The sequence below is a fragment of the Cellvibrio sp. OA-2007 genome (assembly GCF_000953825.1).
In the GTDB taxonomy this organism is placed as follows: domain Bacteria; phylum Pseudomonadota; class Gammaproteobacteria; order Pseudomonadales; family Cellvibrionaceae; genus Cellvibrio.
Genome location: NZ_BBUL01000095.1, coordinates 42,534 through 58,909 on the forward strand (window position 1 = coordinate 42,534; position 16,376 = coordinate 58,909).

The 16,376-nt window shown below is 47.1% G+C and carries 12 protein-coding genes; 8 read left to right on the forward strand and 4 right to left on the reverse strand.

Annotation, left to right across the window (positions count from 1 at the left end; translation table 11 throughout):
- Positions 1 to 61 precede the first annotated feature (61 nt).
- From AWU77_RS15875 to AWU77_RS15890, 4 genes are all read left to right on the forward strand, one after another.
- Positions 62 to 1,261, forward strand: coding sequence for a polysaccharide lyase family 7 protein (locus tag AWU77_RS15875; RefSeq protein ID WP_062065396.1), 1,200 nt, complete (start codon positions 62 to 64; stop codon positions 1,259 to 1,261).
- A 127-nt stretch (positions 1,262 to 1,388) separates the two neighbouring features.
- Entirely contained in the window at positions 1,389 to 2,840 is a 1,452-nt protein-coding gene (locus tag AWU77_RS15880; RefSeq protein WP_062065399.1) for an FGGY family carbohydrate kinase, read from the forward strand.
- Positions 2,841 to 2,915: 75 nt separating this feature from the next.
- On the forward strand, positions 2,916 to 4,085 hold the full coding sequence (locus AWU77_RS15885; RefSeq protein WP_062065402.1) for a glycerol-3-phosphate dehydrogenase/oxidase: 1,170 nt from the start codon (positions 2,916 to 2,918) through the stop codon (positions 4,083 to 4,085).
- Between the two features lie 168 nt (positions 4,086 to 4,253).
- Positions 4,254 to 5,270 (forward strand): aspartate carbamoyltransferase, encoded by a 1,017-nt coding sequence (locus tag AWU77_RS15890; protein ID WP_062065405.1) that lies wholly within the window; start codon positions 4,254 to 4,256, stop codon positions 5,268 to 5,270.
- Positions 5,271 to 5,368: 98 nt separating this feature from the next.
- Here the strand turns inward: AWU77_RS15890 and AWU77_RS15895 are convergent, their stop codons facing one another.
- Complete coding sequence (locus AWU77_RS15895) at positions 5,369 to 6,652, reverse strand: diguanylate cyclase (RefSeq protein WP_062065408.1); 1,284 nt, start codon at positions 6,650 to 6,652, stop codon at positions 5,369 to 5,371.
- 191 nt (positions 6,653 to 6,843) lie between these two features.
- A complete protein-coding gene (locus tag AWU77_RS15900; protein ID WP_152625380.1) occupies positions 6,844 to 7,263 on the reverse strand; it encodes a YchJ family protein in 420 nt (139 codons plus the stop codon).
- A gap of 151 nt (positions 7,264 to 7,414) precedes the next feature.
- On the opposite strand from AWU77_RS15900, the gene AWU77_RS15905 reads away from it, so the two are divergent.
- Genes AWU77_RS15905 through AWU77_RS15915 form a run of 3 tightly spaced genes read left to right on the forward strand, consistent with a single transcriptional unit; the run spans position 7,415 to position 11,078 of the window.
- Positions 7,415 to 8,569, forward strand: a complete 1,155-nt coding sequence (locus AWU77_RS15905) for a 1-acyl-sn-glycerol-3-phosphate acyltransferase (RefSeq protein WP_062065414.1) — start codon at positions 7,415 to 7,417, stop codon at positions 8,567 to 8,569.
- The gene (dinG, locus tag AWU77_RS15910; RefSeq protein ID WP_062065417.1) at positions 8,559 to 10,697 is read left to right on the forward strand and encodes an ATP-dependent DNA helicase DinG; all 2,139 of its coding nucleotides are present in this window, start codon (positions 8,559 to 8,561) and stop codon (positions 10,695 to 10,697) included. The genes AWU77_RS15905 and dinG overlap by 11 nt, the downstream gene beginning before the upstream one ends.
- Before the next feature lie 54 nt (positions 10,698 to 10,751).
- A complete protein-coding gene (locus tag AWU77_RS15915; RefSeq protein ID WP_062065419.1) occupies positions 10,752 to 11,078 on the forward strand; it encodes a YqcC family protein in 327 nt (108 codons plus the stop codon).
- Positions 11,079 to 11,084: 6 nt separating this feature from the next.
- Here the strand turns inward: AWU77_RS15915 and AWU77_RS15920 are convergent, their stop codons facing one another.
- Both AWU77_RS15920 and AWU77_RS15925 read right to left on the reverse strand, forming a co-directional pair.
- The gene (locus AWU77_RS15920) at positions 11,085 to 12,695 is read right to left on the reverse strand and encodes a GDSL-type esterase/lipase family protein (RefSeq protein WP_062065422.1); all 1,611 of its coding nucleotides are present in this window, start codon (positions 12,693 to 12,695) and stop codon (positions 11,085 to 11,087) included.
- A 56-nt stretch (positions 12,696 to 12,751) separates the two neighbouring features.
- Positions 12,752 to 14,905, reverse strand: a complete 2,154-nt coding sequence (locus AWU77_RS15925; protein ID WP_062065424.1) for a YCF48-related protein — start codon at positions 14,903 to 14,905, stop codon at positions 12,752 to 12,754.
- A 387-nt stretch (positions 14,906 to 15,292) separates the two neighbouring features.
- Here AWU77_RS15925 and AWU77_RS15930 point away from each other — a divergent pair, with 387 nt between their 5' ends.
- Complete coding sequence (locus tag AWU77_RS15930) at positions 15,293 to 16,330, forward strand: pectate lyase (protein ID WP_062065427.1); 1,038 nt, start codon at positions 15,293 to 15,295, stop codon at positions 16,328 to 16,330.
- Positions 16,331 to 16,376: the final 46 nt, after the last annotated feature.

Consider the following 16,376-nt stretch of genomic DNA (forward strand, 5'->3'; position numbering starts at 1 on the left):
GGTAATGCCAAAAACACACATGGCTAATAACCCTAATAAATTTTCATGTAGAGAACTCATTATGAATATCACCAACTTTATGCGCATTGCTGCGCGCCCGTTTTGTTATGCCGGTCTTATCAGTGGCCTATTGTTTGGCACTAATGCGATGGCACTGACCGTTACCTCCAGTGGTTCAGATGGCAATGTCGCCGCCAATACTATCGATAACAACCTCAATACTCGCTGGTCTGCCAACGGCATAGGTCAATGGATTCAGTATGATTTGGGCGGTACCTATACAGTTGATGACCTGTCTATTGCGTTTTACAAAGGCACTGAACGCTACGCTACGATTGAGATTCAAGTATCAACCGATAAAAAATATTGGACGACGGTGTTTTACGGTGTGCAACCGTCAAAAACCAATAGCCAACAAAATTTTAATATCACCGATACCGCTGCGCGCTACGTAAAAATAATTGGCCACGGCAACACCTCTAACAATTGGGTTAGCCTTACTGAAGTGGATATTAATACTCTGGGCGGTACTGTCAGTTCAGCCTCAAGTTCAAGCTCCAGTGTGAAATCGAGCAGCAGTTCTTCCAGTTCAAGTACTGCAACTGGTGGCAGTATTCCCGCGGCGATTTATTCCAACTTTGAAGCGGAAGGCAGCAGCCCTTATGTGAATGGCAGCTCTATGGTGTTCCAGGCGCTGGTAGAAAAAGTGGTGACATCTAATGGCAACGGCTGGCGCCATGAGTTAAAACTGATAAAAGATCTGCGCCAGGGTATGACGAAAAATTACGAGTATTTTAAAGCCGATGTCAAAGTTGATTTATCAAAAGGCGGCAAGTTAATCGCATTGCAATACCACGCAGAAGATACTGGCACTATTGTAAAAGTGTACGTATCAGACTCTGACGAATCTGGTTTTATCAACAGTGTGGCAAAAGATGGCATTTTTGATGTGTATGTGCGCATGTTGCCTGCAAGCGGCGGCAGCGAACAAAAATATGCACTGGGTACGATAAAAACTGGCGAAAGTTTTACCTTAACCTCTACTAATAACTACGGCACGGTAACCGTAGCAGCGTTTGGTAAGTCTAAAACTTTGGCCGTATCGGATGGCGGTGCTTCTTATCTCAAATTTGGTAACTACCTGCAATCGCAAGATCCCGTTGGCAGTGCCAAGTGCTCAGACTTTGCTGCATGCTATGCAAAATTCGGTATAACCACCGCTAAAGTGACTATGAGTAATGTGTCTTACAGTCGCAAATAAGTAGCTGCTTTATTGCTGGCTTAAATGTATGTTTAAACCGCTCTTGCCGGGAGAACCTCAAGAGCGGTTTTTTATGCTTGGTGCCTGCCTGCTACACTGCAAATATCATTATTGAGTGAGTGGCCTTATGCATACCCCTCTCTACCTTGCCATTGACCAAGGCGGTCAAAGCACTCGTGTTGCTATTTATTCAGCTGCTGGCGAGCAAATCTGCTGTTTCTCTGCCGTCTGTGCGACTACCCATCACCAACCAAAAGCCTCCACTTACGAACATATCGAACAAAACGGTGAAGAAATTCTCGCGGGAATTCGCGACTGTTTGCAAAAAATTCAGCAGCATCTGGGCGATGACATAATACGTATCAAAAGTGCGAGTTTTGCTGGACAGGGCTCATCACTATTGTGTTGGAATAATCAGACTGGTGAAGCGTTGACGCCGGTACTGAGCTGGCAAGATATTCGCGGCGAACCTTATTTAAATGACATCTCGCTTACCCACTCGCAAGCCCAGCAACTCACTGGCTTGCGTTTGTCGCCGCACTATGGCGCCACTAAAATGCGCTGGTGTTTGGAGCATTATCAAAACGTTGTGCAGGCGAAGCAAGATAGTTGCCTCAGTATTGGCCCTATCGTCAGTTATATTTTTTGGCATTTGCTGGGGAAAAAAAGTCTTGTCGATCCCGGTCACGCACAGCGCACACTTCTGTGGAATTTGCAGCGCAACGAGTGGGATCAATCGCTACTGGATATTTTCAAAATCCCGCTCGCCGTGTTACCGCGCTGTACTGCGCACAACAGCCGCTTCGGTAATCTAAACCTCGGCAATCACACCATCCCTTTTACCGCCAGTGCTCGCGATCAAGGTGCGTCACTTTTTGCGCGCGGTCTGCCAGAGCGCGATAGCTGTTATATCAATATAGGTACCGGTGCTTTTATCCAGCGTGTAAGTGAAAACCTGCAGGCGCCGGAGGGCTTATTGGTCAGCCCTTTGTGGTTGCCAGAAAATCCTACCGACAAAAAATATTACGCGTGGGAGGCAACCGTAAATGGCGCCGCCGCTGCAATCAGTTTTATCCAACAGCAAACAGGTTTGGATATCACACCGCAAGCAATAAAAAACGCGCTTGCATTAAACCCAAACAAAGATTGCTACTTTTTAAATGCCGTCGGTGGTTTAAGTGCGCCTTATTGGCGAACCGATTTGCAATCACAATTTAGCGATGGCTTATCCCCGCAAGAAAAAGTTCTCGCTTGGATTGAATCCGTTATTTTCCAAATTGTGATTAACGTGCAGTTAATGGATCAATTGGGTGCTGCGCAAAAACTCATTATCAGTGGCGGTTTTAGCAGAGCCGATAGCGTCTGCCAAAAAATCGCCGACCTAACTCATGCCAAGGTGCATCGCAGCGACAACGCCGACGCAACAGTTCAAGGCGCCGCCTGCATGGCCGCTGGTTTACCGCAAAACTGGAAACCCGTTATGCAGGAAGATGTGTTTACCCCCCAAGCAAATCCCGAATTGGCGCAGCGCTTTGGTAGGTGGCAAATAGCGATGCAGCGGTGGTTACATAAATCCTAAGTGTGTGGAATATCCGTCGAACATTTTTACAGCTCTGATCTATACTTCCCCTGTCTTTTTCACGGAATAACAACAATGAAATACGACCTAGTCGTCATTGGGGCAGGTATTCAGGGTGCCGGGGTTGCGCAGGCAGCTGCGGCGGCGGGTTATTCGGTATTAGTCGTTGAGCAAACTGCCCCGGCAGCGGGTACATCGAGTAAGTCCTCCAAATTGATTCATGGCGGATTGCGCTATTTGGAGTCTGGCCAGTTTGGCTTGGTGCGTGAAAGTCTGCATGAGCGAGCGCTGTTGTTGAAGCTGGCGCCCGAGCTGGTCAAGCTGCGGCCTTTGCATATTCCCATTTATGAAGAATCGACTCGCTCGCCGCTGACCATTCGCGCGGGTTTGAGTTTGTATGCCCTGTTGGCCGGTTTAAACAAGGCATCGCTGTTTAAGCAATTGCCGCAAGCTGATTGGGCGAGCCTTAAGGGGTTGCGTCAAGATGGGCTGAAAGCTGTATTTCGCTATCAAGAGGCACAGACCGATGATGCGGCTTTAACGCGCGCGGTATTGCAGTCGGCCATTGTGTTAGGTGCGGATGTGATGATGCCGGCGCGCTTTGTGGGCGCTGAGCGCAATGGCCAGTGTTGCAAAGTGGATATTGCCGATGCCAGTGGTACCCAATCGATCAGCTGCCGGGTGTTGGTGAATTGTGCTGGCCCTTGGGCAAATGAGGTGTTGGCGCGGATTACCCCGGCGATGGCACCACAACCGGTCGAATTAGTGCAGGGCAGTCATGTGTTATTGCCGCCCTTGTTGGATCAGTACTTTTATGTAGAGGCTCCTAAGGATAAGCGCGCGGTCTTTGTTTTGCCTTGGGAGGGCAAGTTAATGGTGGGCACCACCGAAAAAGTGCACGATGGTGTGCCAGAACAGGCGGGTTGCTCGCCCGAAGAGCAGGCCTATTTGCTGGCAACTTTGCGCCATTATTTCCCGCAGTTACCGATTCCAAGCGAGGGCATAGAAACCTTTGCCGGTTTACGTGTATTACCCAAGAGCGACAAAAACGCCTTTGCGCGCCCGCGTGAGGTGATGTTTGCGGTGGATAACGAAGCGCACCCGCGGGTGTTATCCATTATGGGCGGCAAATTGACCACCTATCGTGCAACCGCAGAAGCAGCCTTGACCCGGTTGATACCATCGTTACCGACCAAAGAGCGGCGTGCAGATACCGAGCTGGTTCGCATAATTCCGGTCGATTAATACCCGTTGGATTGGTTAGGCGATGAATACGGCGGCGTGCGGGATTTTTTTTGCATATGCCGTTGGTATCGCGCCGCGCTGCCGCTAAAATGTCGCCGTTTTACATCTTCTACTGTTACCTTCAGGCAATTGCCTTTCCTGGCCAGCGGTCTCCGCTAAGGAATTCTTGTGATTTTTACCGGTGCGCACATTCTCTCTATCACGCAATTTGAACGGGCTGATATTCAGCGTATTTTCGACGTGGCCGATGCCATGGAGCCTTATGCCCTGCGCCGCAAGGTCACGCGGGTGCTGGAAGGAGCGATTCTGGGCAATATGTTTTTTGAGCCGAGTACCCGCACCCGAGTGAGCTTTGGTTCGGCGTTCAACCTGTTGGGCGGCAATGTGCGCGAGACTACCGGATTTGAAAGCTCATCGCTTACCAAGGGCGAGTCGCTGTTTGATACTGCGCGGGTTCTATCGGGTTATAGCGATGTGATTTGTATGCGTCACCCGCAGTCTGGTTCAGTCGCTGAATTTGCCGAGGGCAGCCGCGTACCTGTGATCAACGGCGGCGATGGTGCCAATGAACACCCCACCCAAGCGCTGCTCGATTTGTACACCATTCGCAAAGAGTTGCGCTCTAAAAATCGTACGCTCGACGGTTTGCGTATCGCCATGATTGGCGATTTAAAACACGGCCGTACCGTACATTCGCTGTGCAAATTATTGTGTGTATTTAACAACATCAGTCTGACGCTGGTATCGCCCAAAGAATTGGCTATGCCGGAATACATAGTGGAAGATTTGCGTAAAGCCGGTCACGCTGTAGTAGTGACGGATGACCTGCACAAGAGCATTGGCAATATCGATATCGCATACTCCACTCGCATTCAAGAAGAGCGCTTTGCGAGCAAAGACGAAGCCGATTTATATCGCGGCCGCTTCCGCTTAAATCAATCGATTTACACACAATATTGCGAGCCTAATACGGTGATTATGCACCCGTTGCCGCGCGATTCCCGCGCCGATGCCAATGAGTTAGATAATGACTTAAATGCAAACCCAAACCTGGCGATTTTCCGCCAAACTGATAACGGTGTATTGGTGCGTATGGCCTTGTTTGCCTTGGTGTTGGATGTGGTTGATCAAGTGGATAAGTATGCGCGTGAGGTGCGCTGGTATAACTCATTGCGTTCACACTAATAAAAATTTTCAATTTGGCTCAATAAAAAAATCCGCTGGTGCAGTGCAACAGCGGATTTTTTATGTACATTTTTTCAGTGGAAATAGGCTGGTCAAAATTAGTGCAGCACCTGAACAATTTTATTGAGCAATGCCGGGCCGCTGAGGGCTTTATCAAAAAGGAGGTTCATCCCCAATTTTTTAATCAGATTGGTGTTGTCAGCATTGGCGGATTCGCATACTAGCGCCATGGCAATACTCGCTGTTTTGGGTGTGCGCGCTAGAATTTTGCATAGCTCCGTGCCTGCTTCTGTTCCCGCTATACCGCCACCTAACAAAATTAAATCCGGGTGTAATTCAACTGCCAGCTCCAAACATTCGCGCTGGGAGTCTGCAACTAACAAATTAAAATGTGCTTGCAAGTGGCCACTGAAATGGTTGATCAAATCTTGATTAGTGTCGGCGAGCAATAAGGTTTTGTGGGTGGCGACTTCATCTACCCAGCTGCGATTGCGTCCGGCACGTTTGGCTTTATACAGCGCGCGGTCAGCATTTTTAATCAACTCTTCCAAGTCGTGGCCTGTAGTGCGCAAACAAGTTGCGCCACCAATACTGGCGGTTACGAAATTAGTGGTGGGTGATACATCGTGGCGCAGTGCTAAATCTTCCAGTGCTTCACTAATCGCTTGCGCAACACGCATAGCACCATTGGCATCTGTTTCTGGTAGCAGTACTACAAATTCTTCACCGCCATAGCGCCCTAAAATATCGGTACTGCGATGTAGGCAACTCTTGATCGCTTGCGTGACTTTTTTCAAACAGGCATCACCCGCCGGGTGCCCGTAGTGATCATTAAATAATTTGAAATGATCCACATCAATCATCAGCGCACTGATCGGCTGTTGGTGGCGTTTTGCCAGAGCCCATTGTTGCTGCGCTAATTCATTAAAGGTGCGGCGATTATAGATTTGTGTGAGGCTATCGAGTTGGCTGAGCGCTTCGAGTTCGGCATTGAGTTGATTGAGCTGATCGCGCATTTCCGCGATACGCTCCATTGCGCGAATTTTCGCCTTAATGATCATGAAACTTACCGGCTTGATTAAATAATCATCGCCGCCCGCTTCTATACCTTCGCGATAATTTTCATCTTCATTTAAACCTGTGACAAAAATAATCGGAATCCAATGGCCGGCGAGCCATTCACGGATTAAACGGGTAGTTTCAAAACCGTTTAGGCCGGGCATTTCGACATCCATGATAATCATATCAACTGGCGTATTCTCCAGTAGTTGCAATGCCTCTTCACCACTGCGGGCAAGCAAAGGTTCATGGCCAGCATCAATAATGTAATTGCGCATGGCAAAGCGGAGAGTTGCACTGTCTTCAACTAGAAGAATTTTCATAAGGCATGTAAGCGGCGCTGTATCTATATGACAAGAATGAGTGTAGACGTTTTTATTACTTTTGTAGTTTATGACGCCTCGCACAGTTTATGCAGCCAAACTCGATGAGTCGAACACTGGGTGAGATGAGTGGTGAATTTTTGTCCGGATCGATGCTTGAGTCACATTTCCTTGTGATTCTTGTGCGATTTCTATTGTTGATGGTCAATGTATAGCCATTTCCCCAGTACTTTTTTGAATTCTGAAACTTCATGGTGTTGATGCAACTGTCCCTGCTGTTTGAAAACGGCAACAAACTCCACTATGCCAAATTCATCCTCTATGCCACCTTGGTGCGTGCCGAGTATCTGTAAGCCCAGCCACTCGCAACTTTCCGCCCATGCGCGAATATCCGCCTTACTTGAACGCAGCCGCTGTTCCGGGCTCCAGGTGCCCCAGAGGTAATCAATTGCCAGAAGCGCGTGGGCGGTGTAACGCGAGCGCATCAATTGCTCTGCTGTACTGGCATGGTATTTACCCTCAATAAACGGTAGACAACAGTTATTTAATACTTTTGTACTTCCGCATGGGCAGTGCGCATGAGCTTCGTTAAGGGGTGTTTTTGGTGGCATTTTGTGGCTCTTTTCGGTATTTTGTGCGGCTATTTTCGCTGGCTTGCGCCAATAAGCCAAGCTCGCGGCACCATTTCAGATCGGCACGCCTGCTTGCAATTTTGTGCCAGACTTAACGTCTATATTGACCTTCGAGTGATGATCTCCTGCTATGAATGAATTTGATGATATCCGTCCTTACCGCGACGATGAAGTTCGCCCCACAATCGAACGCATGTTGGCTGACCCTGAGTTAGCTGATGCGGTAACCCGCTTAAAATTCCCGTCGCTGTATAGCTGGTTAGGTTGGCTGTTAAAACCGCTTGCGCGCATGAAGCTCACCCAACAATTGGCTGGCATTAACGATGTCAAAGGCTTTCAAAGTGTTGTAGCAAATTATATGGAGGGTATGGTTAATACCCGGGTGAAATCGCTCAGTGTTTCTGGTTTGGAAAAATTGGATAAACACACGCCGTATTTATTTATCAGTAATCATCGTGATATTGCTATGGATCCAGCATTTGTGAACTGGGTGTTGTATCACAACGATTGCAATACATTGCGTATCGCAATTGGCGACAATTTGCTAACCAAGCCTTTTGTTTCAGATTTAATGCGCCTTAATAAAAGTTTTATCGTCAACCGCTCCGCCAAAGCGCCGCGCGAAAAATTAAAAGCGGCAAAATATTTGTCGAGTTACATCTATCACTCGATTTGCAACGAGCACTCCAGCATCTGGATCGCCCAGCGTGAAGGTCGCGCCAAAGATGGCTGCGATAAAACCAACTCCGCGGTGCTGGGCATGATTGCGCTCAACAAACCTAAAACTGAAACCCTTTCGGATTACCTGCGCAAGTTGCGTATAGTTCCTGTGTCGATTTCTTATGAGCTTGACCCCTGCGATGCAGCTAAAGCGCGCGAGTTGTATTTACAGCGCACCGAGGGCAGCTATCAAAAAGAAGAACATGAAGATGTTAAAAGTATTGCCTTGGGCATTGGCGGCAACAAAGGCAATGTGCATTTAGCCTTTGGCGATGTGCTGGATGGCGATTACGCAGATACCGATGAATTAATGGCGGCGCTGGATCATCAAATTCTGGGCAATTATGTATTGCACGCGACCAACTGTTTTGCCTACGAAATGCTACATGGCAAAGTGCCGGCAGTGAAGTATGGTGCTGACAATACAACTTATGACCCAACCAAATTGCGCGCCGAAAAAGCAGAATTTGAGTTGCGTATGAATGCCATTCCCAGCGGTCAGCGTGAAATTGCCCTGGGTATTTATGCCAATGCTGTGGTGAGTAAAATCGCTAATGCTAACTGATGCGCTGAAAAAACAAATTCAAAGTGCGTACAGCCAATTTTTGGATAACAAGGGCTTAACCTCCCGTTACGGCCAAAAATTAATGATTGCCGAAATTGCCAAAACCCTCGGCAGCATTAGCTTGGATGACGAAAATCACCGTGAAATTGTTGAGCGCGCCGGTGGCCATATCTGTGTAGTAGAGGCAGGTACGGGCACCGGTAAAACAATCGCTTATTTATTGCCTGCGATTGTCATGGCAAAAGCCTTGGGCAAAAAACTAGTGGTGTCTACCGCAACCGTGGCGCTGCAAGAACAAATTGTTAATAAAGATTTACCCGAGTTGCATCGCAACAGTGGTTTGTCATTTTCGTTCACGCTGGCGAAGGGGCGTGGCCGTTACTTGTGTTTGAGCAAACTCGATAATGTGATTGCGGAATACGAAAGCGGCAGCAATCCCACCCGTGCATTGTATGAAGATGAATTGCCTAGTGTATCTGCAGTAGGTATTAAACTTTATCAATCCATGATGGATGCCCTGGCGGGAAACAAGTGGAACGGTGAGCGCGATACCTGGCCGCAAGCGCTGGAGCAGAACGAGTGGCAAATAATTACCACCGACCATCGCCAATGCACCGGGCGGCGCTGCTCGAATGTCTCGGCGTGCAGTTTTTTTAAAGCGCGCGATTCAATGCACTCGGTCGATTGTATCGTCACCAATCACGATCTGGTGCTCGCCGATCTCGCTCTCGGTGGCGGTGCAATTTTGCCCGCGCCGGAGGATACAATTTACGTATTTGATGAAGGTCATCATCTACCGCAAAAAGCGCTTAATCATTTTGCTCATCACAGCCGCATGCTTTCCACCAGCAAATGGTTGGATCAATGCAATAAATCCCTTGGCGCTATGCTGGGTGTGATTAGCGGTGCGGGCAATGTGGATCGCTACGGCGAACAACTTCCCGCCGCATTAATTGACTGCAAGCAGCGTTTGGATCAGTTGTATCCCGTGTTTGAACAGCTTGCGCAATCCATCGCGTTTGATGATCGCCAATCCCACTATCGCTTTGAAAATGGTGTTATCCCTCCCGATTTAATTATTCCCTGCGTAGAGTTATACAAAGGTTTTGATCGCCTGAGCGAACTGCTCAAAAAAATGTGCGACGAACTAAACGAGGCGATGGAAGATGCCCATTGCCCCGTGCCCAAAATTGATTTGGAAAATCACTATCCAATTCTCGGTGCATGGCAAGCGCGCGCTGATGCCAATCGCGATTTGTGGGCCAGTTTTGCCACGCCTGATAAAACGTCATCGGTGCCTAAAGCGCGCTGGTTAACGCCAGTTGATAGCAGCGGCAATATGGATTTGGAGGTCTGCTCCAGCCCTATAGTTGCAGCAAAAACCCTTGAATACAGCTTATGGGAAAAAGCTTGCGGCGCGGTGATTACTTCCGCTACGTTAACCGCATTGGGTAATTTTCACCGCTTTCAAATGCGTGCAGGCACGCCGAATGATGCGCACTATCAAGTGGTGCCTAGCCCGTTTAATTTTCAGCAGGCGACACTGGAAATTCCCGCCGCAGCGGTTGAGGCAACCAATGCCGATGTGCATACGCTCGCTATTATCGATGACTTGCCCAATTTAATTGATCCGGATGCAGGCAGTTTGGTGTTGTTTTCATCGCGCAAACAAATGCTCGATGTGTTTGAGGATATGCCTGATGACCTGCGCGAAATTATTTTGATTCAGGGTGATAGTTCCAAACAGGAAATGCTGGTTCAACATAAAAAGCGAATCGATGACGGGCACGGCAGTGTGTTGTTTGGTTTGGCAAGTTTTGCCGAGGGTGTGGATTTGCCTGGCAAGTATTGTACTCACGTAATTATCGCCAAGTTGCCCTTTGCGGTGCCAGATGATCCGATTGAAGCGGCGCTGTCGGAATGGATTGAAGCGCGCGGTGGTAATGCCTTTATGGAAATAACCGTGCCTGATGCATCGCTTAAATTAATTCAAGCCTGCGGGCGTTTGTTGCGCACCGAAAGTGATACGGGAAAAATCAGTTTGTTGGATCGCCGGATTATCACCAAGCGTTACGGCAAAGCGATTTTAAATTCGCTGCCACCGTTTACCCAGATTATTCATAAATAATTGTAGGTTGGTGCTGAGCGCAGCGATGCCCAACAACACAAATCACAGAGTCCTATGAGCAACATTTACATTTCCGTCGCTGAACTGTTAATCGATGTTGAAAAAGAACTGCGTTATTTGCAGCTCTGGGATGCAGAAATGATTTCGGCAGAGGCGCTGGCAAGTGAACAGCCGTTTGCAGTGGATACCATGAGCTTTCCGCAATGGCTGCAATTTATATTTTTACCGCGTATGTATTTTATGATCGAGCAGAAAATGCAACTACCGGGCAATTGCGGTATTGCACCTATGGCAGAGCAATATTTTTCTGTATTGAAATTGCCATCTTCCTCTCTAATAACACATTTACATAAAATAGATGTGCTGTTAAGTAGCCAGTGAAAGTAACTACTTTAAGTATTCCGCTAATTTTTTTAATTCTTTGTTGGCATTAATTTCTTCCGCTACTAACCCCGCCATTATCTCAGCGCCATTTTGTTGAAAGTGTGTGCCATCGGGCGCCTGCGTGCTACCAGCAACATTATTGGCATAAAAACGATTGATGGCGGGGTCAACCACCAGCCAATAGTTTTTCCACTCACCAGCGGCTAATCCATTAACAAATTCAATACTCGCCGCTTCCAGATCGATTAGCGGCACTGCGTTAGCGGTGGCAGTGTCTTTAATCGTTTGCGTATAATCTCCAGTAAATAAATAACCATTGTTTGTATTTTGTTTGGTGAAATGGTTGTGCACCACTGGTGTGGCTTGTTGACCCTGCGCATTCTTGATGCGCGTAGTCGGTGTAAATAAAATTGGCTTTGCGCCGCGTTCGCGCGCTATTGTTATATAGCGCTCCAGTGAATGTTGAAACGAAAGTTCAGCTTGTGCATCGGGATATTGTGGTTGGCCTTCGCTGTTGTTGGGGTAGGTGCAGAGATTTTTTACATCTGCCGCGCCGCGCACCGGTTTGCTGGAGTCGCAATTTTGGTCGTTGTGACCGTGGTTAATAAATACATAATCGCCTGGCTGAATCAATGGCTCCATTTGCGCGAACCAACGGCCATTATAAAAATCCCGCGAGCTGCGGCCGGAGCGTGAACCGACAATTACTTGTACGTCGCTGTCTGATTTAAACTGTGCGGCAAATGCTTGGCCCCAGCCCATTCGTGGATAACGTAGCTGTTCGTACACCGCTGAGGTTGAATCACCTACAATAAAAATACGCTTTTGCGCAGATTGGATTTTTTGCCGCTCTTGCTGCGCCCGATTAAAATCAAACGTTTCGTAAATGCCATCTGCTTTTAATCCGACGATCGGACGAAAACTAATGTCACTCAGTGTGGCATGGCCGGTTTCACCTGTATTGTTATCGTAATTACGGTTGTGGTGCAGGAGCGATAGAAGTTCTGCTAAGCCATCATTTTCCTGCATTGGGTAAGTGGCAGGGTTAAAGTGATTCGCATCTTTAATGCCTGCTTGCTGTAATGCTTTTTTAAAACCTTTGCGCAACTCGGTTTGCGCTATATGTAATTGCGCTGCATTGAGTGATTTTATGGTGTTGCTGTTTACCCATTGTTGTGGACCGATAAACCCTTGCGCAACTGCAAGATCAGAAACAATGCGATCAGTGAGCGGATTAATATTGCCGACTTGTTGCTGGTCGGTAGAAAAGCTGTTTATAACCGCTGCCATACAAATAGGGCGCAGTATTGTATTTTGATTGCAATCTTCTGGTTTACCTTCCGCAACAACTGAAAGCAACAGGGGAGCAGTAATACCGTTTAAAGATAACGCATAGCGCCCGGATTCATCGCTGGTGGTATGCAGTTGTTTGCCCTGCGAATCCACTAATTGTATCTGTGCATTAGCCAGCGGCCTTTGTTCAAATGCCAACCCTGTCAGCTGGGCGGATGGCGAGGGTGGCTGTGATGTATGAATAGTATTTTGGCAGGCACTTAGCGTAAAGAGCAGTGTTGCAACAAGTGTTGTGTTTTTTGTGCAGATATTTTTTTTCATGATATGCCCGTTATCAATAGATTCTTATCGGTGTAGCTATAAAAATACTGCCGTTTTTATTCGGCAGTGAGCAGTGGGATTCTCACCAGACGTTCACCGCCACCTAGCAAGGTGTTGCTCGCGGAATCTATCGCCAATGTTTTAATGGATGCTTGAGTGATAGGTTCCATTGTAGCCCAATGTTGGCCATCATCTCTGGAGTAAAGAATGGCGCCGCTCCGGCTGGCGAGATAGATAATGTCGGTTGCAGGGTCTTGCACAGGTTTGCGTAAGACATCCTGAGTGGGATTAGCAATAATTTGCCACTCGCTAGCAGAATTGGCCAAGCGCAAAATCAAACCATTATTGCCAGTTGCGAGCAGTGTGCCACTGCGCAATGCAACAATGCTGAGAATTGTATGCCGGGTATTGGTATTAATGGTTTCCCAGGTTGATCCCGCATTCTTCGAGCGCAGCAGTAATCCTTCCTCGCCACCAATCCAAACTTTGCTTTTAGTGGAATAAATCGCGTGTAAATTTTTATTGATATGGGCGGTTATGCTTGTCCATTTTTTTCCGTCCTGTGAAATTTGAATCGCTCCCGCTTGCCCGATAGCGACAAATTGGCGATGTGTTGCGTCGTAGATTCCGGCAAATAAATGTTTATTGTTGTCGTGTTCGCTTGCCGCCCAGGTTGTACCTGAATTGTGAGAATAGTGAGTGTTGCCTGGGCCGGCGAGCGCGACGATGGTGCCTTTGTCATCGCTCAATAATTGGTGGAAATACCCTTGATTAATATCGCCCAGTGAAAAGCGAACATGCCAACTTTGGCCTTGATCATTAGATGTTAACACTGTGCCAGGTGGGCCAGCAGTAATTAGCGTGTCAGTTTTTTTATCGCGAATAATTGAGAAAAAATAATCGCTGGATTTTTGTACCGACTCAATAGGTTGCCAATCTTGCCCTCGATTATTGCTAGTTAGTAACAAACCTTTGGCGCCGACAGCTAGCCAATTGCTTGTAGTGAGTTGAATTAGTTGATGTACAAAACCGGTGACTGGTGCATGAACAAGTTGCCAGTTTTCACCCGCATTATCTGATTGCATCAACAGGCCGCCCTCGCCGTAGGCGATGACATGTCGATTACCTATATTAATAAGTCCATGGATACTTGCTGATGTTAATGGCGGGAGCTTGCTCCAGGTGCGGCCGCCGTTATCAGATATTAATTGCGTGCCGTTTGCTCCGGCGACAATTAGTTTTTCTGAATTTTTTAGTGCCAATATATCGGTGAGGTATTCACTAGTCTCTGCCACTGGTGCCCATGTTTTTCCGCCATCATCGGAAATAATTATTTCACCCTCAGCAGATATAATCAGCAGAGTGTTGTGTGCCGCATCATGAATTAAATCAGTGAGATAAGCCGAGCTGCCTATGTTAATTAGCTGCCAATCGCCCCAGTTATGTTCACTGCGCAACAGGGTGCCATCTGTACCGGCAATTATTATTGTGCGATCTATCGCAACCAGTTTTATTAGTGCAGCAGAAGTGGGTAGGGTGATGGTTTGCCATTGGCTTCCACCATCCCGCGATAGCATCAGCAGGCCATTCTCTCCGATTGCGGCAAGTATTTTTTGCTCTGCCAAATAATAGATATTGCTCAGATTGGCATTGTGGCGAGTATCGATTTTTGTCCATTCAGTATTGGTTGCTGTGCCGCGTAATAGCACACCTTGGTCACCACCAGCGATCCAGGTTTGGTGTGCCGAGTCAAATGTAACTGCTGTTAATTTTTTGTCGGTATGGCTAATTTTTTTTTGCCAGTTTTTATCCTGCTTAGTTGACTGGAGGATCAATCCATTTTCGCCCACTGCAACAAGTTGGGCATTGTTTGGAGCGCTTGCAATGGCAAGAATGTTATCGCTCGACTGTGTTTTTACTGCGCTCCATTGAATCGTTTCTGTTGCAGCTGGGTTTATGTCAGCCTGAATTATTGTGCCGTCGCTGCCGGAAATAAAAACCTGCTCTTCATTGTATATAGCGGCAAAAAAAGCAGGGTTTTGTACCTGTAAATGCTGGATGACGGCGGTGTTTTGCTGCTTGGCATCAATTTTGGCTGTACTTGTGGGCGGATTATTTTTTTCGCAGCCCCATAGGGTAAGAATGCAGCTAAGGAATAATCCAAAAAAAATGGGTTTTAGTGTTTTCAGCAATAGCGAAATGGTTTTCATAAAATAGAGTTATTTTTTAGGCGACAAAAAACTCCCCGCTGTTACGATTTGTAGCAGAAAGTTGGCGTGTTTTAAGTTGTTAATCAATACAGGTAAGAGGAATGCCACTGCCGTGGTGTGCGGTTATTGTTTTTGAACACCTTGGCCTAAGGTGATCGAATTCGCGTTTAACTAAGTTACCAATAAATATATTAAATTCCTACCGATAAATCATATTTACATGCATCTATAAGCTGATATTCTAATCGGGCTAGGATTTTTGCGGGCATAAACCAGCAGTTTATGTTCTTCGCGGTCAGTGGCGTGTATGTTCATCATGCATGTATTGGTTGTACGCGATTTGCAAAATCTGCTCCTCTCTATGCTTTGGAGTTAGGAGTTTTTAGTATGTTAAAAAAAATAATGATAACAACGGTATTGATTGGCGCTTCTGCTGTAGTTTTGGCAGCCAATCGTCCGAGTGGCTATACCACCATCTGCAAAATTGGCGAAACTTGTTCAGTATCTAAAGCGACTAATGTTGCTTTTGGTGCGGACGACAAGTTTGTGTACAAAGTGCTAAATGGTTCGTTTAGTTGTAGCGTAGCCACTTTTGGTTCCGATCCGATTCCTGCTAAGTCGGTAAAAGAGTGTTCGATTCCCTCCAGCGGTACCGGAGTGTCGTCCACCAGTTCCAGCAAAAGCAGTACGGCCACCAGTTCGTCTGTTGCATCCAGTTCGGGTTCAACCGGCGGTAGCGCTGAGTGTAAAGCCGGAGCGGTAATTGAGAACAAAACCGTCGATTGCGGTGGCAAGACTATCGGTCTGACTTGCCCCGGTGACGCAGAAGGACAGCCACCTGTTATTACTTTGAAAAATGCGACCATTAAAAATGTGCGCATTGCTGGTAGTGGCGGAGCTGATGGGATTCACTGTACGAGCGGTGCTTGTCGTGCAGAGAATGTAGTGTGGGAAGATATTTGTGAAGATGCAGCTTCGCTATTGAGTAGTGGTACTAAATTCACTATTTCAGGCGGTTCTGCGTACAACAACACCAGTAACTCCCCAGGTTCAAAACCCGATAAAGTTTTCCAACATAATTCCAAAAACAGTACCTTTGAAATTACCAATGGGTTTACTGCCAAGGGTGTGAATGGAAAATTGTGGCGCTCTTGCGGTAATTGTTCAAGCAATGGCGGCCCACGTTATGTGGTTATCAACAATGTAACAATTGATGGAACCATTGGTAGCATCGCTGGAGTGAACCGTAATTTTGGTGATAAAGCAACGATTCGCAATCTGAAAATTAAAGGTTACAAATCTGGCTCACCAAAAGTGTGTGAAGAGTTTCAGGGTGTTCAAAAAGGTAGTGAGTCTACCAAGTATGGCGAGTACTGGAACACTGCATACTGCGATGTTAGCAAGTCAGATGTTACGGCTTTCTGATTTTTTTATAATAATGAACAAACAATAATCGGCTCGCAAAAATCAG